This window comes from Kineococcus terrestris, from assembly GCF_041020755.1.
Taxonomy (GTDB): domain Bacteria; phylum Actinomycetota; class Actinomycetes; order Actinomycetales; family Kineococcaceae; genus Kineococcus; species Kineococcus terrestris.
Genome location: NZ_JBEUEI010000008.1, coordinates 1 through 22553, shown reverse-complemented (window position 1 = coordinate 22553; position 22553 = coordinate 1). Strand labels below are relative to the sequence as shown.

18 protein-coding genes are annotated in these 22553 nt (G+C 75.4%); 10 read left to right on the top strand and 8 right to left on the bottom strand.

Annotation, left to right across the window (positions count from 1 at the left end; all coding sequences use genetic code 11):
• Positions 1–44: 44 nt before the first annotated feature.
• A complete protein-coding gene (locus AB8M62_RS06760; RefSeq protein ID WP_369069032.1) occupies positions 45–776 on the top strand; it encodes a DUF8692 domain-containing protein in 732 nt (243 codons plus the stop codon).
• A gap of 56 nt (positions 777–832) precedes the next feature.
• On the top strand, positions 833–1543 hold the full coding sequence (locus AB8M62_RS06755) for a M15 family metallopeptidase (RefSeq protein ID WP_369069031.1): 711 nt from the start codon (positions 833–835) through the stop codon (positions 1541–1543).
• A gap of 140 nt (positions 1544–1683) precedes the next feature.
• Here AB8M62_RS06755 and AB8M62_RS06750 read toward each other — a convergent pair whose 3' ends face one another.
• Positions 1684–2256, bottom strand: a complete 573-nt coding sequence (locus AB8M62_RS06750; protein WP_369069030.1) for a hypothetical protein — start codon at positions 2254–2256, stop codon at positions 1684–1686.
• Between the two features lie 220 nt (positions 2257–2476).
• On the opposite strand from AB8M62_RS06750, the gene AB8M62_RS06745 reads away from it, so the two are divergent.
• The 5 genes from AB8M62_RS06745 to AB8M62_RS06725 all read left to right on the top strand — a co-directional run bounded on the left by AB8M62_RS06745 (position 2477) and on the right by AB8M62_RS06725 (position 10384).
• Positions 2477–4000, top strand: a complete 1524-nt coding sequence (locus AB8M62_RS06745) for a sensor domain-containing diguanylate cyclase (protein ID WP_369069029.1) — start codon at positions 2477–2479, stop codon at positions 3998–4000.
• Between the two features lie 113 nt (positions 4001–4113).
• Positions 4114–6243 (top strand): bifunctional diguanylate cyclase/phosphodiesterase, encoded by a 2130-nt coding sequence (locus AB8M62_RS06740; RefSeq protein WP_369069028.1) that lies wholly within the window; start codon positions 4114–4116, stop codon positions 6241–6243.
• 261 nt (positions 6244–6504) lie between these two features.
• Entirely contained in the window at positions 6505–6981 is a 477-nt protein-coding gene (locus tag AB8M62_RS06735) for an ATP-binding protein (protein WP_369054516.1), read from the top strand.
• A gap of 51 nt (positions 6982–7032) precedes the next feature.
• Positions 7033–8493: a GGDEF domain-containing protein gene (locus tag AB8M62_RS06730; RefSeq protein WP_369069027.1), complete on the top strand. Its 1461-nt coding sequence runs from the start codon at positions 7033–7035 to the stop codon at positions 8491–8493.
• Positions 8483–10384, top strand: coding sequence for a GGDEF domain-containing protein (locus AB8M62_RS06725; RefSeq protein WP_369069026.1), 1902 nt, complete (start codon positions 8483–8485; stop codon positions 10382–10384). The genes AB8M62_RS06730 and AB8M62_RS06725 overlap by 11 nt, the downstream gene beginning before the upstream one ends.
• Positions 10385–10441: 57 nt before the next feature.
• Here the strand turns inward: AB8M62_RS06725 and AB8M62_RS20085 are convergent, their stop codons facing one another.
• The 7 genes from AB8M62_RS20085 to AB8M62_RS06690 all read right to left on the bottom strand — a co-directional run bounded on the left by AB8M62_RS20085 (position 10442) and on the right by AB8M62_RS06690 (position 17350).
• Positions 10442–10981, bottom strand: coding sequence for a methyl-accepting chemotaxis protein (locus tag AB8M62_RS20085; protein WP_373694876.1), 540 nt, complete (start codon positions 10979–10981; stop codon positions 10442–10444).
• A gap of 417 nt (positions 10982–11398) precedes the next feature.
• A complete protein-coding gene (locus AB8M62_RS06715) occupies positions 11399–11965 on the bottom strand; it encodes a PAS domain-containing protein (RefSeq protein ID WP_369054511.1) in 567 nt (188 codons plus the stop codon).
• Positions 11966–12324: 359 nt separating this feature from the next.
• The gene (locus AB8M62_RS06710) at positions 12325–13917 is read right to left on the bottom strand and encodes a methyl-accepting chemotaxis protein (protein ID WP_369069025.1); all 1593 of its coding nucleotides are present in this window, start codon (positions 13915–13917) and stop codon (positions 12325–12327) included.
• A 71-nt stretch (positions 13918–13988) separates the two neighbouring features.
• Entirely contained in the window at positions 13989–14405 is a 417-nt protein-coding gene (locus AB8M62_RS06705) for a hypothetical protein (RefSeq protein WP_369069024.1), read from the bottom strand.
• The gene (gene fliS, locus AB8M62_RS06700; RefSeq protein WP_369054508.1) at positions 14402–14821 is read right to left on the bottom strand and encodes a flagellar export chaperone FliS; all 420 of its coding nucleotides are present in this window, start codon (positions 14819–14821) and stop codon (positions 14402–14404) included. The genes AB8M62_RS06705 and fliS overlap by 4 nt, the downstream gene beginning before the upstream one ends.
• A 134-nt stretch (positions 14822–14955) precedes the next feature.
• The gene (gene fliD / locus AB8M62_RS06695; RefSeq protein WP_369054507.1) at positions 14956–16389 is read right to left on the bottom strand and encodes a flagellar filament capping protein FliD; all 1434 of its coding nucleotides are present in this window, start codon (positions 16387–16389) and stop codon (positions 14956–14958) included.
• A 139-nt stretch (positions 16390–16528) separates the two neighbouring features.
• Positions 16529–17350 carry a flagellin N-terminal helical domain-containing protein gene (locus AB8M62_RS06690; protein ID WP_369054154.1) on the bottom strand — a complete coding sequence of 274 codons (822 nt, stop codon included), beginning with the start codon at positions 17348–17350 and terminating at the stop codon, positions 16529–16531.
• 397 nt (positions 17351–17747) lie between these two features.
• On the opposite strand from AB8M62_RS06690, the gene AB8M62_RS06685 reads away from it, so the two are divergent.
• Genes AB8M62_RS06685 through AB8M62_RS06675 form a run of 3 tightly spaced genes read left to right on the top strand, consistent with a single transcriptional unit; the run spans position 17748 to position 22403 of the window.
• Positions 17748–18500 carry a glycosyltransferase family 2 protein gene (locus AB8M62_RS06685; RefSeq protein WP_369054159.1) on the top strand — a complete coding sequence of 251 codons (753 nt, stop codon included), beginning with the start codon at positions 17748–17750 and terminating at the stop codon, positions 18498–18500.
• Positions 18487–21225: a hypothetical protein gene (locus AB8M62_RS06680; RefSeq protein WP_369069023.1), complete on the top strand. Its 2739-nt coding sequence runs from the start codon at positions 18487–18489 to the stop codon at positions 21223–21225. The genes AB8M62_RS06685 and AB8M62_RS06680 overlap by 14 nt, the downstream gene beginning before the upstream one ends.
• Positions 21222–22403, top strand: coding sequence for a glycosyltransferase (locus tag AB8M62_RS06675; RefSeq protein ID WP_369069022.1), 1182 nt, complete (start codon positions 21222–21224; stop codon positions 22401–22403). Before AB8M62_RS06680 ends, AB8M62_RS06675 begins: the two co-directional genes overlap by 4 nt.
• Positions 22404–22553: the final 150 nt, after the last annotated feature.

The following is a 22553-nucleotide window of genomic DNA, read 5'->3' as shown; positions in this document are numbered from 1 at the left end:
CCGGGGTCACCCGATCAGCGGACCCGCCGGCCGAGGGGGAACCCGTGCTCACCGTGTCCGTCAGACCGCGCCACCTGCTGGCCGTCCTGCTGGCCGTCACCGCCGTCCTCGTGGTGACCAGCTACGCCTTCCTGCTGGCCACGGTCGCCCTCGGCGTGGACGCCGGCGCGGTCGTGTCCGCGCGCAAGTTCGTCGACGTCAACAACGAGCAGAACCTGCCCGCCTGGTACTCGGCGATGCTGCTGTGCGTGGCCGGGCTGGTCACCCTGGAGGTCGGCCGGCGCGCCGTCCTGGAGCGCCGCCGGTTCCGCTGGCACTGGGTCGTCCTGGGCGCCGGGTTCCTCTACCTGTCCCTGGACGAGCTCGTCGCCCTGCACGAGAAGTTCGTCGAGCCCATGACCGCGGTCGTCGGCAGCGGCGGCGTCTTCGCCTACGCCTGGGTGGCCGCCGCGCTGCCCGCCGTGGCCGTCGTCGCGCTGGCGTTCCTGGGGTTCCTGCGCGCCCTGCCGCGGCGCACCGCCGCCCTCGTGCTGCTCGGCGGCGCCCTGTACGTGGGCGGGGCCGTCGGCATGGAGATGGTCGCCAACCTCCTGACCTCCGCCGGCGTCGACGAGGGCGGGATGCTCTACGGCACCCTGCAGACCATCGAGGAGGCCATGGAGATGGCCGGCCCGGCCGTGTACCTGTACGCCGTCGCCGCCCACACGGCCGCCCGCTCGGTGGCCCTGCCCGCGCAGGAGGTCCCGGCCTCCAGTCCGGCGCAGTCGCGGGCCTGAGCCCCGCGCGACGCGTCCGCGCGACGCACCGCCGCCGGGCGGCTACGGTCTGCCGCGTGCGCCCGTCGCCCCGCCGTCCCGGCCGGCTCCTGCTCACCGCGCTGCTCGCGCTGGCGGCGGGCGGCCCGGCCGCCGCGGCCGCGGGCACGGGCGCGGCCGAGGGGGTGGAGCGGCGCGATCGCGCCGTGCGCGCGGTCCCGCCGCTGCCGGCGTACGTGGCCCGGATCGACCCCGTCGGCGCCGGTGACCTGCCCGCGTCCTGGCGCCCCGGCTGCCCGGTCGGCCCGCAGGACCTGCGCGCGGTGACCGTCACGCACGTCGACGACGCCGGGCGCGCGCAGGTGGGCCGCCTCGTCGTGCACGCCGACGTGGCCGGCGCGGTGGCCGCGGTGTTCGGGGAGCTGTACGCGCTGCGCTTCCCGCTGGCCTCGGTGCGCCCGGTCGACGAGTTCGGCGGCTCCGACGACGCCTCGATGGCCGCGGACAACACCTCGGCGTTCAACTGCCGCCTCACCACGGGCGGCACCCGCTTCTCCGAGCACAGCTACGGCACGGCGATCGACGTCAACCCGGTGCGCAACCCGTACGTGCGCGGCACGACGGTGCTGCCGGAGGCCGGGCGCGCGTACGTGGACCGCACCCCCGCCCCGGGCGTCGTCACGGCCGGGGACCCCGTGGTGCGGGCCTTCGCCCGTCACGGCTTCTCCTGGGGCGGGGACTGGTCGTCGCTGAAGGACTACCAGCACTTCTCCACCTCGGGCCGCTGACCCGCCCGCCCCCTCAGCCCTCCCCGAGTCGTTCCACCCCACCTCCACCCCTCCGTGATCTCGCAGGGTCTCCCAGCAAGATCACGGTGATCATGGATGGATGAGCGTCCACCCTTCCATGATCACCGCTGGGCGGGGTGTCAGACGCGGTCGAAGACGCCGCGCTGGCGGGGCAGGTTCGCCGTGGTCGCCACCGGCTGGCACACCGTCAGCACGCGGCTGGGCACCTCGGCCACGGCCTCCTCGTCCAGCCCGCCCGCTACGCCGCCGACCGCACCGGTGGCCGGCGCGCCGGCGCCGGTGCGGTGCAGCAGCCGCGGGGAGCGGTGCGTGCCGCGCACGACGTCGTCCACGCGCACCGACAGCGCCGCGGCGTCCTGCGCCTCGACCAGCAGCGCGCGCAGCTGCTCGGTGTCGGTGCACACCTTCTCCCCCGGCAGAAGGCACAGCGCCCAGTCGCTGGCCAAGTGGGCCATCGCGGCCTGCTGCGCGCGCCGGCGGTCGTCGGCCCAGAAGCCGCTGACGACGGTGACCGCCGGGTGCAGCGTGGCCTCGAAGGCGGCGGAACCGGGCACGAGGTGGTCGGCGGTGTCGTAGACGACGACCTCGTCGGCCACGGCGACGAGGTTGCGCACGTCGGCGTCGAGCGCGGGCGGGGTGCCCCCGCCCTGCAGGACGAGGCACGCGGCGATGCTCGGTCGGGTGCTCGACATGGTGGGCTCCTGCGCTGGTCGCGGGTCGTTCGCGGTCGGGTGGTGCCGGCGCGGCGTGAGCCGCGTCACCACCACCATCGGTCGCGGCCCCGGGAACGTTGCACGCGACACGAGGTGTTCACACGAATTCACGACGAGTTGACACTCCGGCCCCCCGCGGAGGGACGCCGGAGCACCGGCGGTGGTCAAGGTCACCCGTCCGGGTGACGAGATCACCGGGGTGGACGAACGCTCCCCGACCCCGAGCTCGCTCACGCAGCGGCTGCGCCGCGCCGCCCCGCTGGCGGTGCTCAGCGCGCTGACCGTGGCCGTGACGCTGCTGCCCCCGCACAACCACCACCCGCGCTGGATCGCGGCCGGGACCGCCGCGTACGCGCTGCTGCTCGCGCTGGAGGTGGTGCTGCCCTGGCACCGGCTGCCGGCGGCGTGGGCACCGGCCCCGCTGCTGGCCTCCTTCGCGCCGCTGGGGCTGGTGCGCCACGGCGCGGACGGGGCGGCCAGCGGCCTGACCCCGGTGCTCATCGTCCCGGTCGTGGCGGTGGCCCTGCACCACGGCCGGCGCGCCGTGGCCGCCGCCCTGGCGTGCGGGGCGGCCACGCTCCTCGTCCCGCTGCTGCTCGTCGGGGCGCCGATGTACCCGCTGCAGGAGTGGCGGCGCCTGGTGCTGTGGCTGGTGGCCAGCGGCCTGGTCGGCCTGCTCGTGCACCGGCTGGTGTCCCACCTGCGGCTGCAGGCGCAGCACCTGAGCGTGCTGGCCCGCTGCTCGCGGGACCTGGCCGCCGCCGACGACGCCCGCGAGGCGATCTGCGCGGCCGCGCGCCAGATCGCCGGCGCGGACGGGGTGTACCTGCTGGAGGCCGACGGCGACGGGCACCTGCGCACCACGGGCGCGTCCGGCCCGCGCGTGCCCGCCGTGGTCGTGGACCTGGACGGCCCGGCGACGATGGCCGCCCGCGCCTTCGCCGGGCACGACCTCGTCTTCGCGGCCGACGCCCTGACCCACCCGGGCGTTCACCGGGACGTCTTGCAGGCCCTGGGCGCCGGCGCGGGGTCCTCGGCGGCGTGGCAGCCGGTGCGCGGCCCGCACGGGGCGCTGGGGGTGCTGGTGGCGGTCTGGGGCGCGCGGCTGGGCGCGCTGCCGGCGCACGTGCCGGCGATGCTGCAGACGCTGGCCGGGGAGGCGGCGGGCGCGGTCGAGCGCGCCGACCTGCTGCACCGGCTCTCGCGCGCCGCGGACCGCGACCCGCTGACGGGCCTGGCGAACCGGCGCCGCTGGGACGAGGCGGCCGCCGACGAGGTCGCCCGCGCCGTGCGCAGCGGGCAGCCGCTGACCTTCGGGATCGTGGACCTGGACCACTTCAAGCGCTACAACGACACCCGCGGCCACCTGGCCGGGGACGTGCTGCTGCGCGACTTCGCCGCCGCGGCGGCCGGGCAGCTGCGCGCGGTGGACACGATCGCGCGCTGGGGCGGGGAGGAGTTCGCCCTCGCCCTGCCCGGGTGCGCCCTGGAGGACGCCCGCACGGTCGCCGAGCGCCTGCTGGCGGTGGTGCCGGACGGGCAGAGCTGCACCGTGGGACTGGCGCAGTGGTGGCCGGGCACGGGGGTGGCCGAGACGTTGCGGCGCGCCGACGCCGCCCTGTACGCGGGCAAGGAGGGCGGGCGCGGGGTCGTGCGCTGCGACGAGGGGACCGGTGGCGCGACGGGCGGGGGGACCGGCGAGCCGGCCGGGTCCCGCGCGTGAGCCCGGGTGACGACCCCGTCCCGGGGATCACGCTGGGTGCTGCGAACGTGACAACTCGTACGTCGGGGGCGATGCTGTGGAGCCCCGTCGAACAGCAGGAGGGAGGGCGGGCGGTGGACTTCACCTCGGCCGCCGGTGCGACGCTGCGCTTCCTGCACTCGGTGCTCGGCATGGACCTGTGGATCGTCTCGCGCCGCGACGGGGAGGACTACGTCGTGCTGTCGGCGCTGGACACCGCCGAGGTCGGAGTCGACGCGGGTGACGTGATGGCGTGGACGGACACGTACTGCGCCGCCGCCGTCGAGGGGGCCGCGCCGCGCTTCGCCGAGGACGTGTCCGCGGTGCCGGCGTGGGTGCGGGCCCGCGAGCTGAACGGGCTGCCGTTCACCTCCTACCTCACCGTCCCGATGCGCGCGTCCGACGGGACCCTGCTGGGCACGGTGTGCGCCGGGTCGCTGCGACGGGTGCGGGCCTCCGAGACCGCGCTGGACGGCGTGCAGCTGTCCGCCGACCTGCTGGCCACCGTGCTGGAGCACGAGGCGGCCCGCTCGGCGCTGCGCGCCGCGGACCCGGCCCCCCACGAGGTGGACCCGGTCACCCGCCTGGGCGACCGGGCCCGCTTCGAGCGCGCCCTGCGCGAGGAGGAGGAGCGCGCGCAGCGCTACGGCACCACCGCCGGCGTCGTGCTCGTGCAGCTGGAGGACCTGCCGCAGGTCAACGAGCGCGCCGGGCACGAGGCCGGCGACGCCCTGCTGCGCCGCGCCGCGCACGCCCTGCAGGCGCGCCTGGGCGACGGGGTCCTGACCCGGCTGGCCGGCGGCCGCTTCGCCGCCCTCGTGCCCGGCGCCGGGCCCGACGAGGCAGCGTCGCTGGCCGACCGCCTGCGGGTGGCCGCGGCCGCCAGCGGCTCGGCGGTCAGCACCGGCTGGGCGGCGCGGCGGGCGGCCACGGGCCTGGCGCACGCCTGGCGGCAGGCCGACGCCGCGCTGGCCGCCGACCGCGCGCGCACGGCCACCTGCCCGGGCGCGGCCGCGCCGCGGGTGCTGGACCCGGTGGGAGCGGGCGGCCCGGGCGCCGGCGCACCCGGCGCGGAGCCGGCGTGGACGGAGCGGGTGTCCCACCTGCTGGAGATGGCCCGCCAGCAGCTGGACCTGGACGTCGTCGGCGTGTGCGTGACCGACGGGACCTCCTGGCGCGTGGTGCAGGCCGCGCAGGCGCCGACCGTGCCGGACCTGCGCGAGCGCGCGTGGCCGGTGGCGGAGTCGGTGTGCCAGCGGCTGGTCGACGGGCGCACCAGCGTCGTGGTGCCCGACCTGCTCGACGACGCCGGGGCCCCGCCGTTCGCCATCACGCGGGACCTGGGCGCGCGCGCCTACCTGGGCGTGCCCGTGCACCGGCGCGACGGCCGGCTGTACGGCAGCCTGTGGGGCGCCTCGCTGCGCCCGCTGCCGGAGCTGCGCGCGCGCGACGCGTCCGTCCTGCACGTGGTCGCCCGCGTGGTGGCCGGTGCGGTGGACGAGGCCGAGCACGCCGCCGACGAGCGCCGCGAGGTGCTGCAGCGCCTGGACGCCCTGCGCGCCGCGGGCGGGCCGCGGCCGGTGTTCCAGCCGATCGTGGCCGTGGCCGACCGCTCGGTGCTGGGCGCGGAGGCCCTCAGCCGCTTCCCCGCCGGCACCCCCGACGCCTGGTTCGGCGACGCCGCGCGGGTGGGCGCCGGGGTGCCGCTGGAGCTGGACGCGCTGCGCGCGGCGCTGGCCGCCTGGCCGGGCGCGGGCCTGCTGTCGGTCAACGTGAGCCCGCGCACCGCCGGCAGCCCGGAGCTGGTGCGGGCGCTGGCCGGCGCGCCGGTGGACCGGCTCGTCCTGGAGATCACCGAGCACGAGCCGGTGGACGACTACGGCGCCCTGCTGGCGAACCTGGCCGGGCTGCGGCGCGAGGGGCTGCGCCTGGCGGTCGACGACGCGGGGGCGGGGTTCGCGAGCCTGCGCCACGTGCTGGCGCTGCGCCCGGACTTCCTCAAGCTGGACGTCAGCCTCATCCGCGACGTGCACCTGGACCCCACCCGCCGCGCACTGGCGGCGAGCCTGGCGGTGTTCGCCGCCGAGAGCGGCGCCGCGGTCATCGCCGAGGGCGTGGAGGTCGCCGAGGAGCTGGAGTGCCTGCACGGGCTGGGCGTGCCGTACGCGCAGGGCTACCACCTGGGCCGCCCCGCCCCCGCCGAGGAGCTGCAGGTCGTCGGCTGACCCCCGCCCCGGCTCACCCCCGCCTCCGTCCCGCCCCCTCCCCCGCACGACCACCTCTCCCACCGTGATCTTGCAGGGATTCCCAGCAAGATCACCGTGATCACGGATGGATGAGGGGTGGACCGTCCATGATCACCGCGGGGTGGGGTGGGTGACGGGGTGGGACGGGTGACGAGGTGCCGCGGGGCGGTGACGCCCGGTGGGGTGCCACCCGCCGCGCCCGGGGTGTCCGGACACCGCGCGGGGACGTACCGTCGAGGCATGGAGGCCGCGCCGACGCGCCACGGGACCGCCTGTCTCGAACCGGGTTTCGGGGACCGGCGCGTCGTGGACGCCCCCCGGCCGCCCGCCTCGGACGCACCGTCGCTGGCGGTGGCGCTGGCCGCGCTGCGCGAGGTGCGCGAGCTGTGCCGGCGCACCGCCACCGCGGCCGGGCTGCCGCCGGAACGGGTCGACGACCTGGTCCAGGCCGTCCACGAGGTCGCGGCCGCGCGCGCCGCGGGCGGAGCGCCGGCGCGGGTGGCCGTGTGGGTGACGGCCGCGGACGTCGTCGTCGAGCTGCGCCCCGACGGCACCCGTCCGGTCCAGGAGGCGGCCCTGGGCGGTGACGCGCTGAGCATCGTGCGGCGCCTGGCGGACGGCCTGTTCGTGCAGACGGGTCCGCAGGGGACCCTCGTCCGGGTGCGCGTCGGTCTGCGCAGCGCGACGGGACCGCCCGTCGTCGCGCCGTGGGGGTGAACCTGCCCCGCTGACCTGCTCGCGGGGCGGGCGGGTGTCGATGGGGCGGGTGTGAAGGGTCCCGGTCTGCCGCTGGTGCGGGCGCTGCTCGTGGTGGGCGGCGCCCTGGCCGTGCTCGTCGTGGCGCTGCCCGAGGGGCCGGTGCGCGCGGTCCTGTACTGCGCCGTGGCGGTCGCGTGCGCGGCGGCGGTGTTCGCGGGAGTGCGCCGGCACCGCCCGGTGCACCCGGGCGGCTGGCTGCTCGTCGGCGCCGGGGTCGGCGCGTGGGCGCTGGGCGACGTCGTCTACACGTTCCTGCGCGACGTGGCGGGCGTGGAACCCTTCCCGTCGGTCGCCGACGTGGCGTACCTGGCCGCCTACCCGCTGCTGGCGGCGGGTTTCTGGCGGTTCGTGCGGGCGCGGCAGGGCGGTCGCGGACGCGACGGGCTGGTGGACAGCGCGATCCTGGTCGTCGGTTTCTCGCTGCTGATGTGGGTCACGCTGGTCAAGCCGTCGCTGCTGGACACGAGCGTGTCCGCGGCGGCGCGGGCGGTGGGCGCGGCCTACCCGATCGGGGACGTGCTGCTCCTGGCCGTCCTGGTGCAGCTGCTGACCAGTTCCGGGGCCCGGACGGCGGCGTTCCGGCTGCTGGTCACGGGAGCCGGCCTCATGCTGGCCGCCGATGCCGCCTACCAGCTCGTCTCACTGCGCGGCAACGTCTTCGGCCTCGACGAGGGGGTCGTGGACGTGCTGTTCCTGTCCTCCTACCTGTGCACGGCGGGCGCGGCGCTGCACCCGTCGATGCGGCGGCTGACGGACTCCCCGCCGCGCGAGGGCGCGGAGCTGACCCGCGCGCGGCTGGTGGCGCTGACGGCGGCGAGCCTGCTGTCGCCGGGCACGCTGGCGGTGCAGGTGGTGCTGGACCGCGACCTGGAGGTGTGGGCGGTCATCCTCACCTCGGTGACCCTGTTCCTGCTGGTGGTGGTGCGCATGAGCGGGCTGCTGCGCCAGGTGCAGGACCAGGCGCGGCAGCTGGCGGCGCTGGCGCGCACGGACGCCCTGACGGGGCTGCCGAACCGGCGCAGCGGGCAGGCGGAGCTGGCGCGGCAGCTGGAGCGGGCACGGCGCGAGGGGCTGCCGCTGTGCGTGGCGCTGCTGGACCTGGACCGCTTCAAGACCTACAACGACACCTTCGGCCACCCCGCCGGTGACCGGCTGCTCGTCGGCTCGGCCGCCGGCTGGCGGGCGCGCCTGCAGGGGCGCGGGGTGCTGGCCCGCTGGGGCGGGGAGGAGTTCCTGCTGCTGCTGCCGGGCCTGCCGGCGGTCGCGGCCGTGGAGGTCGTCGACGAGCTGCGCGCGGCCACGGCCGACGGGCAGACGTTCTCCGGCGGCGTGGCGCAGTGGGACGGCGCGGAGAGCGACGAGTCGCTGGTGGCGCGCGCCGACGAGGCGCTGTACGCGGCCAAGGCCGCCGGTCGCGACCGGGTGCTGCCCGCCCCGGCGCCGGACGCGCTGTCCGCCCGTGGGCACTGACACCGTCCCCGCCGCCCTGCCCGGCGCCCCGGCGCGGCCGGGCCGGCGGCGGGGTCCGGCCTCCGTGCGCGCCTCGCGGCGGCGGGCGCTGGTGGCGGTGGGCGCGGCGGTGGTGCTGCAGCTGCTGGCGCTGGCGGCGCTGGGCGCGGGTGTGGTGCGCGCCGAGCGCGCGGACGTCGTGGCGTGGGTGGAGGTCGTCGACGCGCTGGCCGCCCATGAGGACGCCGTCCTGACCCGGGAGGCGGACCTGCGCGGGGCGCTGCTGGACGGCGGTCCCGCGGCCGGCCAGGGCGACGACGCGCCGGCGCTGGCGGCGGCCCGGGAGCGCCTGCGCGGGCGGCTGGCGCTGGACCCGGCGCTGGGGCCGCGGCTGCTGGACGTCGTGCTGGCCGAGCAGGCGTGGGAGCAGGCGTGGGAGCAGGCGTGGTCGCCGGTGCCCGACCGCCCCGACCGCACGGGCACCGGCGGTGTCCCGGCCGCGAGCGCGCGGGCGCTGGGCGCCTACCGCGAGGCCCACGAGCGCGCCCTGTCGCTGGCGACGGCGCGCCGGGACGCGGCCCGCCGCGACCGCAGCCGCACGCTGCTGGCGCTGGCCGCGCTGGACGTGGCGGTGGGCCTGCTGGCGGCGGCGGTGCTGGCCCACCAGGGCCGGCGGCTGGTGCGCGACCTGGACGGCCCGGTGCGCGCGGTGCACGCGGTCCTGCAGCGCGTGCACCGCGGCGAGCGGGTGGTCGAGCTGCCCGCCACGGACGTGCGGGAGCTGGACGACGTGGCCGCGGCGTTGGCGGCGCTGTCCGGTGCGCTGCACGAGGAGCGGGCCGGCTCGGCACGCCGGCGCGAGGACGCCGAGCGCACGGCGGGGCAGCTGCGCGCGGTGCTCGCGGCCGGGCGGGCGATGGCCACGTGCTCCTCGACGCAGGCGCTGGCCGCGCAGGTGGTCGCGAGCAGCGCGCGGGTCAGCGGCGGGTCGGCGTCGCTGTGGACGGCGGCCGACGGGGCGCCGGGGGCGTTCACGTGCGCGGCGTGGTCGCAGCAGCAGGACCCGCGCCCGGACGGGGACGCCTCGATCGTGGCGGCGGTGGGCGCGGACGGGCGCCGGCGCACCGGCGACGGGGAGGTGGTGCTGCCGCTCATCGGCTCGGGCAGCGTCCTGGGGGTGCTGCACGTGCGGTTGTGCGCGGAGGACTCGGGGGGCGTGGACGGCCCGGCGGACGGCGTGGCCGACGGCGGGGCCGACCCCGGCGACGTCGTGGACGCGCTGGAGGCGCTGACGCTGGCGGCGGCCGCGCACCTGGGCGCGGTGCGCCTGCACGAGCTGACGCGGCGGCAGGCGGTGACGGACCCGCTGACGGGGCTGGCGAACCGGCACCAGCTGGAGCAGGACCTGGCGGCGGCGTGGGCGGAGGCGGCGTGGCAGGAGCGGCCGCTGTCGTTCGCGATGCTGGACGTGGACCACTTCAAGCGGGTCAACGACACCGCCGGGCACCAGGTGGGCGACGAGTGGCTGACGATCGTGGCCGACGTGGTGACCTCGCAGCTGCGCAGCAGCGACGGCGCGTACCGCTTCGGCGGGGAGGAGATCGCGCTGCTGCTGCCGGACACCGGCGAGGAGGGCGCGGCGGTGCTGCTGGAACGCATCCGCGCGGCGGTGGAGAACACCGTCGGCCCGGACGCCTACCCGCGGATCACGGCGAGCCTGGGGGTGGCGGAGCGGCGCTCGGGGATGCGCTCGGCGGCGGACCTGGTGGCGGCGGCCGACCGGGCGCTGTACGCGGCCAAGCGCTCGGGGCGCAACTTCGTGCTGCGCTCGGCGCTCATCGCCTACCAGGCGCCGGTGGGTGAGCTGTCGGGCGACCCGTCGCAGGTCCCCTCGACTTCGCCGCCGGTGTGAGGACGCCCGGACCGCCTGCGGTGCAGGCGGTCCGGGCGCGTCGTCGAAACTGCGGGTTCAGGCGCGCATGCCGTGCAGGAACCCGCTGATCTGGGTGCGCAGTTCTTCCGCGAGCTGGGACAGGCCGGTGATGTCGCCGTCGCCGCCCCAGCCGCCGCCGCCGTCGACGGCGGTGCGCACGCCGTCGACGAGGCCGTTCATCTCGCCGATGGTGGCGTTGATGCCGGAGATGGCCTGCACGGCGCCGGCGGCCTGGGAGCGGATGCTGCCGACCTGGGTGCTGACCTGCTCGGTGGCGCGGCCGGTCTGGTCGGCCAGCTCCTTGACCTCGGCGGCCACGACGGCGAAGCCCTTGCCGGCCTCGCCGGCGCGGGCGGCCTCGATGGTCGCGTTCAGGGCGAGCAGACGGGTCTGCCCGGCGATGGCGTTGATGACGGAGACGACCTGCTGGATCTCCTCGGAGGCGCGGGTGAGGGCCTCCATCGTCACCGAGGCCTGGTCGGCCTCGGCGCTGGCGGCGCCCGCGGCGGCGGACAGGCCCTGCGCGGAGGCGCTCAGCTCGGTGGAGGCGGTGGCCAGCTGCTCGGAGACGCCCATGACACCGGTCTCGAAGCCGTCGGCGAGATCGAGGCGCGCGGTGCGGGCCTCGTCGATGCGGCCGGAGGCGACCTTCATGCTGGCGCGGCCGGCGTCGATGGAGGCGGCGCTCTGGCGGTAGGCGCCGCGCATGCCGCCGGGCAGCAGGCGGCGGTGGTAGCGGCCCTCGGCGGCGGCGGTGAGGACCTCCCCGGCCTCGCGCACGAACGCGTCGGAGACGTCGAGGGCGCGGTTGACGCCGTTCTGCAGGGCGACGAGGTCGGGGTGCGCCTCGACGCCGGGCACACCGCCCGCGCGGGCCTCCAGGTCGCCGGCGGCGGCCTTCTCGCACACCTCGACGACCTGACGGACCATCGCCCGGTACGTCTCCAGCTCGCTGTCGGCGCCGGCGGCGCCGCGGTGGAACAGGGCCACGGCTCAGACCTCCCCGTCCGGCACGATCGACCAGACGAACTCCTCGTAGGTGACGCCGCGCTCGGCCAGGTGGCGCTCGAGCATGGCGGTGGACGCCTCCACGGCGGCGCGGCCGCTGGAGTGGCGGTGCTCCTCGGCGCGCAGCGCCGCGTACAGCTCGCGCGCGGCGGCGACGCCGGAGGCGGCGGGCTTGCGGCGGCTGGAGTGGTAGCCCACGATCCGCCCGCCCGCGCCGAACGAGGGCGTGACGTGCGCCAGGACCCAGTAGTTCGCGCCGTCGGCGGCGAGGTTGTTGACGTAGGCGAACAGCTCGCGGCCGCTGGAGACGGTGTCCCACAGCAGCTTGAAGACCGCCTTGGGCATGTCCGGGTGGCGGATGAGGTTGTGCGGCTGGCCGATCACCTCGTGCAGCTGGTAGGCGCCCACGCGCAGGAACACGTCGTTGGCGTAGGTGATGATGCCGCGCGGATCGGTCTTGGAGACGATGAGCTCGTCGGCGGAGAACGTGCGTTCCTCGCCCGTGGGCCGGATCGCCGCCTTCGCGGGGCGCTCGTGGGTGCTGGTGGTCAAGGTCGCTCCTCGTGACGACCGCGCCGGCTCGCTGTTCGGCCGGTCACTCACCTGGAGCATCGGCTCGACCTCTGGATGACTTGAGGGTGTCCGGCGTCCCCCGTCCGGGGCAGCGCCCGGGGACGACGGAGCGCCCGGCAGGTGCTCGTGGCACCTGCCGGGCGCTGTGCTCGGTGTCTGCGCTGGTTCTCTACGCGGTCCTCGCCCTGCCGGCCTCTCCCCCGACGACCGCCCGCTCGCCCCTCTCCCCCGCGGTGATCACGGACGGCTGAGGCGTCAACCATCCGTGATCACCGTGATCTCGCTGGGTTTCCCTGCACGATCGCGGCAGAGGTTGGACAGGTCGCGGAGGATCGGGGTCAGCGGGGCAGGGTGAAGGAACCCACCAGGTCGTTCAGCTCGCTGGCGGCGCGGGAGACCTCGCCGGCGGTCTGGGCGGTCTGGGTGGCCCCGGAGGTCGTCTGGTCCGCGCTGGCGGCGATCCCGGAGATGTTCGTGGCGATCTCCTGGCTGCCGGTGGAGACCTCGGTGACGTTGCGGACCATCTCGCTCGTGGTCGCCGACTGCTCCTCGACCGCGGCGGCGATGGTGGCCTGCAGCCCGTCGATGCGGGCGATGACCTCGGTGATCTCGCTGATCGCGCCGGCCGCGGCGGAGGCGTCGGCCTGGGTGGCGTTGACGCGGGCGACGATCTCCTCGGTGGCCCGCGCGGTCTGCTGCGCCAGCTCCTTGACCTCCCCGGCCACGACGGCGAAGCCCTTGCCGGCGTCCCCGGCGCGCGCGGCCTCGATGGTCGCGTTCAGCGCCAGCAGGTTGGTCTGCTCGGCGATGGAGGTGATGAGCTTGACGACCTCGCCGATCTCGCGGCTGGAGGCGGACAGGCGCTCCAGGGTCTCCCCCGCGCTGGTGGCGGCGCTGACCGCGGAGGCGGCGGTGGAGGAGGCCTCGGAGGTGGAGGTGGCGATCTCGCGGATGGCGGAGGTCATCTCCTCGCCGGCCGCGGCGACGGTGCCGATGTTGGCGCTGATCTCCTCGGTCGCGGCGGAGACGACCTGCGACTGGGTGGAGGCCTCCTCGGCGCCGCTGGACAGCTGGGTGGCGACCGCGGACAGCTCCTCGCTGGAGGCGGCCAGGGTGGTGGAGGCACCGGCGATGCGGCGCATCGTGGTGGTCAGGCGGTCCATGGTGACGTCCACCGCGGCGGCCAGCTTGCCGACCTCGTCGGCGCACACGTAGTCCACGCGCTGGTCCAGGCGGCCACCGGCCAGGCCCTCGACGACGTGCAGGGTGCGGGCCAGCGGGCCGGCCACCGAGCGGGCGATGAGGACGGCGACGGCGATCGCGAGGGCCAACGCGGCCGCACCGGCGACCAGGAGCAGGACGACCGCGGTGTGGTAGGCCGAGGAGCCCTGCGCGGCGATGTCGGTGGCGGCCTGCGACTCGGCGTCGGCGAGGACGTCGAGCACCTCGTTGATCTCCGAGGAGATCGGCGACGTGGTCTCGGCGCGCAGCTCGATGAAGCCCTGGATGTCGCCGGCCTCGGCCAGCGGGATGAGCGCCTCACGGGCCTGGCGGTAGTCGGCGAGCAGGCCGGCGAAGCGGTCGCGCTCGGCGGCGGGGGCGGACGGGCTGCTGGCGAGGTAGGCGGCCCACGCCTCGTCGACGAGCTCGTCGGTCTCGTCGATCTTCGCCTCGGCCTTGGCGATCTCCTCGGGCCCGGTGACCATGACGAGGTTGGCCAGGTCCAGGCGCAGCTGGACGAAGTCGGCACGAGCGAGCTCGACGGACTGGACGGAGACCAGGCCGCTGGTGGCCATGGTCTCCAGGGTGCGCTGGGAGGTGCCCAGCTTGGCGATGCCGAGCGCGACGACCGCGACCATCAGGAGGCAGACGACGCCGAATCCGGCGAACAGCTTGGTGGCGACGCGCAGGTCGCGCAGACGAGAGAGCATGGTCACCTGTTCGGCTCAACTTCTAGAGGACTTGAGGGCGGTGGGCCGGGACCTCCGGCCCTGGGGAGCGCCTACAGCGCGCGGTCGACGAAGACCGGCGGGCGCTCGGCGCGGTCCAGCTTGGCCAGGGCGCGCCGCTGCGAGCGGGTCTGCACCATGGCCTCGGCCAGGCGCTCGCTGACGTCCAGCTGGCGCTGCAGCAGCTCACGCGCCAGGTCGGCGAACTCCGCCGGCACGGGGCCCAGCAGGGCGGGCGCGATCCAGTCGCGGGCCGGCGGCGCCTCGGGGGCCTCGTCGTCGCTGTGCAGGCGCTCGATGAGGCGCTCGGCGTCGGCGACGTCCAGCTCGACGGCGCGCAGCGCGGCGCTCCACGCGGCGCGCCACGGGTCCTCGGCCGGTGCGGCGGGCACGGGCGCCGGGGCGGACGCGGCCCCGAGGAGGTCGGCCAGCTCGGGCGGCGCCTCGGCCAGGTGGCGGGCGGGTGTCACGCGACACCGTGGCCGGCGGCCGGAGCACCCGCGAGGTGCTCCAGGGCCGCCTGCCGCCACGCCTCCGCGAGAGGCTCGACGGTCTCGGTGCGGCAGGTCGCGGTGCGCTCGGCGTCGCCGCTGAGGTTGGCGGCCACCAGCTCCTTGACGAGCCAGGTGTACAGGGAGCGCAGGCCCGGCCCGCCCTCCCAGGCCTCGACGTCGAGGCTGGACTGCAGCTCGTGGAGGATGTCCTGGGCGTGGACGAGGTTGTGGTGGGCCGTCTCACGGTCGCCTGTCCGCTGCGCCTGTTCGGCGCGCTGCAGGTCCAGCACGAGGCGGTCGTACAGCATGACGAGCAGCGTGGCCGGGCTCGCGGTGGCGAGGCTGTCGCCGAGGTAGCGGTTGGCGTGCCGGCCGAACGTCGTCGTGCTCATGCGGTGGTCCTCCGTGGTGTCGGGGAGTGCTGGTTCTCCATCGGCAGCCGACCTGCGCGGTGAAGGGACGATCGGGGACGGCGAAGGGCTGGCCCGGCAGAACACACCGGACCAGCCCTCACACGGGTACCGCCTCAGCCGAGGCTGGCCAGCTGCCCGGACAGCCAGGTGCCCTGGCTCTTCAGCTTGCCCAGGGACACTTCGAGAGCCGCGTAGTACTTCTCGTAGCGCTCGCGCTTGCTCGCGAGGCGCCTGTCCCAGTCGGCGATCTGGGTGTTGAGCGACTCGATCGACGAGGTCTGGCCCTTGATGGCCTGCGCGATGGAACCGGTCGTGACCTGCGTCGCCGCCTTGGTCACGGCGGTGATCCGCTCCGCCAGTCCGTCGGCGCGGGTGGCACCGGCCACGACGGGCAGGGACTTGGCGGACACGAGCCCCTGGACCTTGCCCGGGTCCGCCGCGTAGGCCGCGAGGAACGTCGACCGGTCGAAGGAGAGCGCACCGAACCTGTCGAGCTTGATGCCGAGCGAGGCCACCGACTCGCGCGCGACGCCCCCCACCGCGGCGGTGACGGCGTCGATGAGACCGGACTGCAGGTTGCGCAGACCCGCGTCCCCGCGGAGCACACCTCCGCCCGAGACCGCGCCGGTGGCACCGACCGATCCAGACCTGGTGTGCTTCGTGATCTCGCTGAGCGCCGCGTTGGCGGTGTCGACGAGAGCCTTGAGGGAGTCGGCCAGCCCGTTCGGGTCGCTGCTCACCGACAGGGTCGCCACACCGGTCTTGACGGCGGTGAAGGAGACCCCCGGCATGACGTTGGCGTAGCTGTTGGACGCCGACGTCAGCGGCACCGCGTCGGCGGGCAGCTGCGGGGACCCGTCCGGGGCCAGCACCCCGCTCGGCCCGGACGGCAGCAGGTGGAAGCGCGCGTCCGAGGACGCGACCGCGCGGGCCGGCGGCTCGCCGAGCGCAGGGTCCGGGGTGCCGTTGAGCGCCCAGTCGAAGGCGCCCTCGGTGCTCCCCGTCCTGGTCGACGTGATCTGCAGGCGGTAGGTGTTCTCCGCCACCCGGACCGCGACCGCCGTGACGCCGAGGTTGGTCATCTTGTTGATGGCGGCGGCGACGTCGGTCAGCGAGCCGACGCTGGGCACGGTGAACGTCTGCCCCTCCACTTCCAGCGGGAAGCCGAGGGCGGCCAAGCCGGCCGCGTCGTTCGTGACGGGCGCCGTCAGGACCGACTGGGGAGTGGCGAGCTTGCTCACCTGGACGGTCACCGCGCCGGAGGCCGTGGCACCGGCCGCGGCGACCGCGACGGCGTCGCTGGAGGAGGTCGCCTTGGACGCGGTCCAGGTGGCCGCCTTCTGCAGGCCCTCGACGGCGGCCTGCAGAGCGGCGACCTTGGTGTTGATCGACTGCAGCGCGGAGACCTTGCTCTGCGCCGTGGAGACGCTGGCCTTCAGCCGGTTCTGAGCGATGGAGTCGATCGAGACGAGCTGCGAGACGATGTTGCCGGTGTCGAGGCCGCTGACGAGTCCGTCGACACTTGACGATGAGATGGTCGTGGACATCACGGCCCCTCTCTTTCTCGTTCGTCGTGCGGATGTGGGTGTAGGCGGGGGGCGCCGGGGTTCCCGGTGCCCCCCGCCTGGTGAGGGACGGCTGGCTGTGCTCAGCCGGCCTCAGGAGCTGATCGGGTCAGCGGCCGGGTCAGCCGCGCAGCAGCGCCAGCACGTTCTGCGAGGCCGAGTTGGCCTGCGCGAGCATGCTGGTACCGGCCTGCGAGAGGATCTGGCTGCGGGTGAAGCGGGTCATCTCCGCGGCCATGTCGGTGTCGCGGATCGCCGAGGACGAGGCGGTCAGGTTCTCGATCGAGACGTTCAGGTTGCTGATGACGTGCTCGAAGCGGTTCTGCACCGCACCGATCGTGGCGCGCTTGGAGGACAGGTTCTCGATGGCGGTCTGGATCGTGTCGATGGCCCCGTCGGCGTCGCTGGTCAGGTCGACGGTGGAGATGTCACCGGCCGAGCCGATGTTGGCCGAGTCCAGCTCACCCACGGACAGGTCGATCGACTCACCGGAGTTGGCGCCCACGTGGATGGTGAAGGCACCGGTGGAGAAGACCTCCTTGCTGGAGAACTTGGTCTGGTCGCCGATGTCGTCGATCTGCTTGGCCAGCTCCTCGAACTCGTCCTGCGCCGCCTGCTTGGCGTCGTCGTCGGCCGAGCCGTTGGCCGCCTGGACCGCCAGGTCGCGCATGCGGTTGAGGATGTTGCCCACCGTGCCCAGGGCGCCGTCGGCGATCTGGGCGATGTTCACGCCGTCCTGGGCGTTGCGGGCGGCCACGGTCAGGCCACCGACCTGCGCGCGCAGGTTCTCCGAGACGACCAGGCCGGCCGCGTCGTCGGCGGCCTTGTTGATGCGCAGGCCCGAGGACAGCTTCTCCAGGGAGTTGTTCAGCGCCTTGTCGGTCGTCTGCAGGTTGCGCCAGGCGTTGAACGAGGCGATGTTGTTGTTGACGCGAAGACCCATGATGATCATCCTCCGTGAGTGGTGGTGCACCGGCCGGTGCCGGCTCGGTGCCGCGCGGGCCCTCCGTGGCCCAGCACTGCATCCATCGGCCCCGGCTCAGCGGACCTGAACCACCAGCGGCGAGCCGAACGGGTGAACCAGCCGACCGCCCCCACCGCTCCGGGCACCCCGACGCGCGCCCTACCGCACACGGCCCACCCTGCAGCCCTGCCGTCGATCCCCTGGCCGCGGTGGGAGCTGGCCGCCCACGACGATCCCCCATCCGAGTGACAGAGGAGCTACTCTCTGTCACAAGACGTCACGTGCGTCCCTCTGGTCCCGCTCACGCGGGGCAGGAGGACCGCGCGACACCACCGACGGGCGCCGCGCCCGCACAGCTCGGAGGAGACGAGTACCGGTGCTCAGCATCCTGCTGCCGGCAGCCAGGCGCAGCGGTCCCGGGGAGGACGCCCAAGCCGTGTGGGGCGACCTGCGCGTGGCTCTGGCCTCGGTGGCCGCCTACGCCCCCGGGGTGGACGTCGTCGTCGGCTGGTCCGGCGCTGAGGAGCCGCGGGACCTGCCCCCGAACCCGGCCGTCCGCCTGCTGCGCCAGGCCGACGGCATCACGACCGGCAGCGAGGCGTGGAACTGGTGCGCCCAGCAGACCGAGGCGGACGAGCTGCTCATCCTGGGAGACGACTGCGTCCTGCACCCGGACAGCCTCCGACTGCTCCAGGAGGACGCCGCCCTCATCGCCCGGGAGGCGCCGTCCGTGAAGGTGGGCTTCCTGGGCGCCCGGTCCAACTACGTCAAGGGACCGCAGAACGTCCGCGCGGCCAACAAGGGCACGATCCGGGGTGTCCAGTTCACCTCCGAGGCCCGCATCGTCCAGGCCGAGATGATCGTCCCCGTCGCAGCGCTCGTCCGCCACGACGTCTTCGACGCCACGGGCGGCTTCCCCCCCACCAACTGGTTCGCCGACGACCTCGTGTGCTGGGACCTCGCGCGCCGGGGCTACTCGCACTTCGTCAGCCGGGCGTACGTGCACCACGTCGGTCAGCGCGCCACCGGTCAGGGGCGCAGCTCCGAGGTGCTGTACCGCGAGGGCATCGAGTGGCTGCGGCGCCACCGGCCCGACTTCCTGGAGGAGAAGCTCGATGTCGACGCCTGAGCCGCTCTCCTCCCCGGCGGCAGCCGGCCGCGCGGGCAGGCGCTTCCTGGTCGTCCTGCGCGCCGGGGACTCCTCGCTGCACGAGAGCTGGTTCCACGAGGACCGGACGTACGACCTGGTCGTCGACTACTACGGCAAGCAGACCGGCCGGTACCGCGACTCGTGCGACGTCCTGCACGAGAACCGCGGCTCGAAGTGGCGCGGCCTGCACCGCCTGCTGCGCGAGAACCCGCGCTACCTGTCGGACTACGACGCCGTCTGGTTCCCCGACGACGACATCCAGACCGACCACCGGGCCCTCAACGCGATGTTCGCCCTGCACGAGGAGCTCGGCCTGGCCCTGTCGCAACCTGCCCTGACGCTGGACTCCTACTACACCCACTCGGCTGTCCTGGTGAACAGCGCCTTCACCGTCAGGTTCACCAACTTCGTCGAGGTGATGGTCCCCCTCTTCAGCCGAGCCGCCCTGCACCGGTGCTTCGACACCTTCGACCTGAGCGAGTCCGGCTGGGGCATCGACCTCGTCTGGCAGTCCGTCCTGCCCGAGGGGTCCCGCTGCGCCGTCATGGACTGCGTCCAGGTGCGGCACACCAGGCCGGTCGGCGGCGGCACCCTGTACGACGGTCTCGAGCAGACGCCCGCGGACGAGAACCGGGCCCTCGCCGAGCGGTACGGCGTCCCCCCGGACCACCGGCACGTCACCTACGCGGGGCTGGGCAGGGACTTCGAGCTCCTGCCCGACCGGGAGCTCCTGGGAGCCCTCCTCGAGGGCCGCCCCGAACCGACCGTGCAGCCCATCTCCCCCTGGGACTTCTACCTGCGCGACATCGCGCAGAGCCTGCAGTGGGCGCTGTCGGACACGGTGGCACCAGGCCCTCCCGCCCGCTCACCCCGTCCTGCGAGCAGCACCGGAGCGGAGCCCCCGAGCAGCCCCGCGCCGGGCTGGACGGTTCCCCTGGTGGTCGTGGCCGGCAGACCTCGCGACCGCGTGGAGCTGTCGGCACGCTCCGAGGCCCTGCGGGCGGAGGGGTTCTCCACCGCCCTGTTCGTCGCGGAGCCGGACGAGGACGACGTGGGCCGGGTGCAGCGCGTCCTGGAGGAAGCGGCGACCGGAGCCGCCGGCAGCGTCCTCGACGTCGTGGTCAGCGGTGACCAGCGCGACGTGGCGCTGCTGCGGAGCGCCCAGCAGACCGGTGCTCTGACGGTGGTGCGGGTGGGCGGGCACTCGCTGCTGGAGCCCTCCCCGGACGGGGGCACGACGGCGGCCGCGTCGACCTCGGCGCTGGTCCAGGCCGTCTCCCTCGCCGACGTGGTGGTCGCAGCGGCCGCGGCGCGGCCCTTCGCGGAGGGTGCGGCGCACCCCAGCGCCCTGGTGACCGGTGGGTTCGACGGGCGGCACCTGCGGGAGCGGGTGGGGGTGGGAGCGGTGGTCGAGCCCACCGGCCCGGTCGTCGTCGTCGTCACCTGCGAGGACGGGGAGGACCCCGGACCGTGCCTGGAGGGGATCGCGCGACAGACGATCGCCCCCGCCGGTGTGGACGTCGTGGTCCTCGAAGCCTCCGCGGGCGCCCGGGTCTGGCTGGAGCGCCACCGGGCGGCCGGTACGTTCCGCTCCCTGGTCGAGGCGGCTCCGGCCTCCGGTGCCGCCGGGCCCGTAGCCGCTCCCACCGGCCTCGTCGTCCACGTGCAGGCCGGTCACGTACCGGCTCCGTCGTGGTTGCAGGAGCACCTGGCGCACCACCGCAGCGACCCGAGGCCGGACCTCGTCGTGCGCAGCCTGCCCGCGGTGTCGCTCCGGCACGGTCTGACCCCGGCGGCCAGCCGGTTCGCCGCCACCACGTCCCCCGGTCTGGCCCGTTGGTGCCCGGCTCCCGGGGAGGGGTTCCCGACCGTCCAGCTGCCCCGGAGCGGCGTGAGCGTCAAGGGCAGCCACCCGGTGGTCGTGGCTGCCGGAGGTGCCGTCGTGGGCACCCCGCCGACGTCCGCGCCCCCGGGTGACCAGGTGCTGGCCCGGCGCGGCGTGCTCGTCCACGACGCGGCTGTGGACCTGGCGACGCTCCGGCGGGAGGCCGTGCTCAGCGGTCTGGGGCGCCAGCTGGCGCGGCCCGGCCAGCGCGCTGGGGACCCCGTGCCCTTCGCGCGCCAGTCGCGGTCCCTGTACCTGTGGAGCAGGCGCCACGAACGGGTCGCCGCCTGGACCGCGCACGCAGCGCAGCCGTGGAGCTCCGAGGACCCGGACGACGGCTGGCCGGCGGGTGTCCTCGGTGAGCTGGACCTCGATCTGGACGCCCACCGCACCGCGGGGCGCCTCATCGGGCGGGCCATGCACGTCGCACGGCGGGACGGGCGGCCGTTCACCATCGGGGTCGACGCCCGCGACGTCCAGTCGGTGGAGGTCCTGCTGCAGGCGGACCCCCGCTGCACGGCCGTGGTCGTCGTGACGTCGCCCTTCGGTCCCGCTCCCGAGGAGGTCGAGGAGCGCGTGACGCGCTGGGCGCGCGGGCGGCGGACCTCTCTGGACGACCTGCCGGACGTGGAGGTGCGGGTGACCAACCGCAGCCCGGTCCTGGAGCAGGGCCTGGACGCCGTCGTCGCTCTGCACCCCGTGGAGACGTGGCGGCACTACACGCCCCCACCCCTCTTGGGGCTGCCGCTGCCGGAGTGGCTGCGGGTGATCGCCGACGGGTCCCCGGAGCACCGGGCGGGGGGCGGGGACGGGGCGTGAAGCTCTCGGTCCTGTACGTCGCCGACCAGTCGGCTCCCGCGGTCGCGGCCTCGCTGGCCGCAGTCGTGGAGGCCGCCGGCCTGGCTGAGGAGGCTCGCGGTCTCGACGTGGACGCCACCCTGGTGACCAGCAGCGACGACCCGGAGGTGCTGGGGTTGCTGCAGAGCGTCGACGGGGCCGAGGTCCAGGTCCGCGGGACCGCCGCTCCCCCCGTGCACCTCTGGCGCGAACTGGTGGCCTCGTCGTCGGCGGACGTCGTCTACCTGGCCACGGCCCTGTCGGCGCCAGCACCCGAGACCTTCACCCGCCTCCTGGACGCCCTGGAACAGCACCCGGGCGCCGTGGCCGCCGCCCCCGGGCACGGCAACCCCCGCGCCCTCCTGGTGCGCAGGGAGCGGTTCGTGCGCATCGGCGGCTTCGCCTCGCCCAGGGTGACGGGCATGACCACAGGACCGGAGGCGCTGGCGGAGCTGGTGTGGTCCCTGCAGTCCCTCGGCGAGGAGGTGGTCCACGTCCCGGGCGCCCGCGTCGGCGGCGTGCCGCTGCGCCAGCCGGCGCGGACACCCGACCGCGTCCTCCGCGACCGCCGGTTCGAGGTGGCCTCCCGCGACGCGGTCTCCCTGGGACCGCACACCTACCTGGGCGACGGCGCGCGGTGCGTCACGTACGCCACCACCCAGCGGATCCGGATCGGCGCCTACACCTCCATCGCCGACGGAGTCCGGCTCCTGCACCAGCACCCGCGCGGGGGCGAGGTGGTCGGCGGTGGCGGGTCGCGCACCCTGGAGCTCCTCGGGTTGCACGTGCTGTCCCGTCCCACCACCTACCCCTTGTCCCGGCTGGGAGGGATGCCGCTCGAGCGACCCGGCCCGGACGATCTGGGCGCGCCCATGGTCATCGGGAACGACGTGTGGATCGGTGACGGGGCGACGATCCTGGGAGCGGTGACCGTCGGTGACGGTGCGGTCGTGGGAGCGGGCGCCGTCGTCGCTCGCGACGTGCGCCCCTACGCCGTCGTGGTGGGGAACCCGGCCCGCGAGGTGCGTTCGCGGTTCTCCCCGGAGGTCGTGGACGCGCTCCTGCGGATCGCCTGGTGGGACTGGCCGGAGGACGTGCTGCTCGAGCGGGTCGAGTGGTTCCGCCGGCCGGTCGAGGAGTTCGTCGCCCGGTTCGGCTGACCGCACCTGCCGGGACGACGAGCAGGCGGGGGGCGCCGGGGTTCCCGGTGCCCCCCGCCTGGTGAGGGACGGCTGGCTGTGCTCAGCCGGCCTCAGGAGCTGATCGGGTCAGCGGCCGGGTCAGCCGCGCAGCAGCGCCAGCACGTTCTG

Excerpts from the sequence above, each read along its gene's own strand:
- AB8M62_RS06750 (WP_369069030.1), bottom strand. The coding sequence starts at position 2,256 with ATGTCGAGCACCCGACCGAGCATCGCCGCGTGCCTCGTCCTGCAGGGC.
- AB8M62_RS06735 (WP_369054516.1), top strand. The coding sequence starts at position 6,505 with ATGGAGGCCGCGCCGACGCGCCACGGGACCGCCTGTCTCGAACCGGGT.
- AB8M62_RS20085 (WP_373694876.1), bottom strand. The coding sequence starts at position 10,981 with ATGGGCGTCTCCGAGCAGCTGGCCACCGCCTCCACCGAGCTGAGCGCC.
- AB8M62_RS06710 (WP_369069025.1), bottom strand. The coding sequence starts at position 13,917 with ATGCTCTCTCGTCTGCGCGACCTGCGCGTCGCCACCAAGCTGTTCGCC.
- fliS (WP_369054508.1), bottom strand. The coding sequence starts at position 14,821 with ATGAGCACGACGACGTTCGGCCGGCACGCCAACCGCTACCTCGGCGAC.
- fliD (WP_369054507.1), bottom strand. The coding sequence starts at position 16,389 with ATGTCCACGACCATCTCATCGTCAAGTGTCGACGGACTCGTCAGCGGC.
- AB8M62_RS06690 (WP_369054154.1), bottom strand. The coding sequence starts at position 17,350 with ATGGGTCTTCGCGTCAACAACAACATCGCCTCGTTCAACGCCTGGCGC.
- AB8M62_RS06680 (WP_369069023.1), top strand. The coding sequence starts at position 18,487 with ATGTCGACGCCTGAGCCGCTCTCCTCCCCGGCGGCAGCCGGCCGCGCG.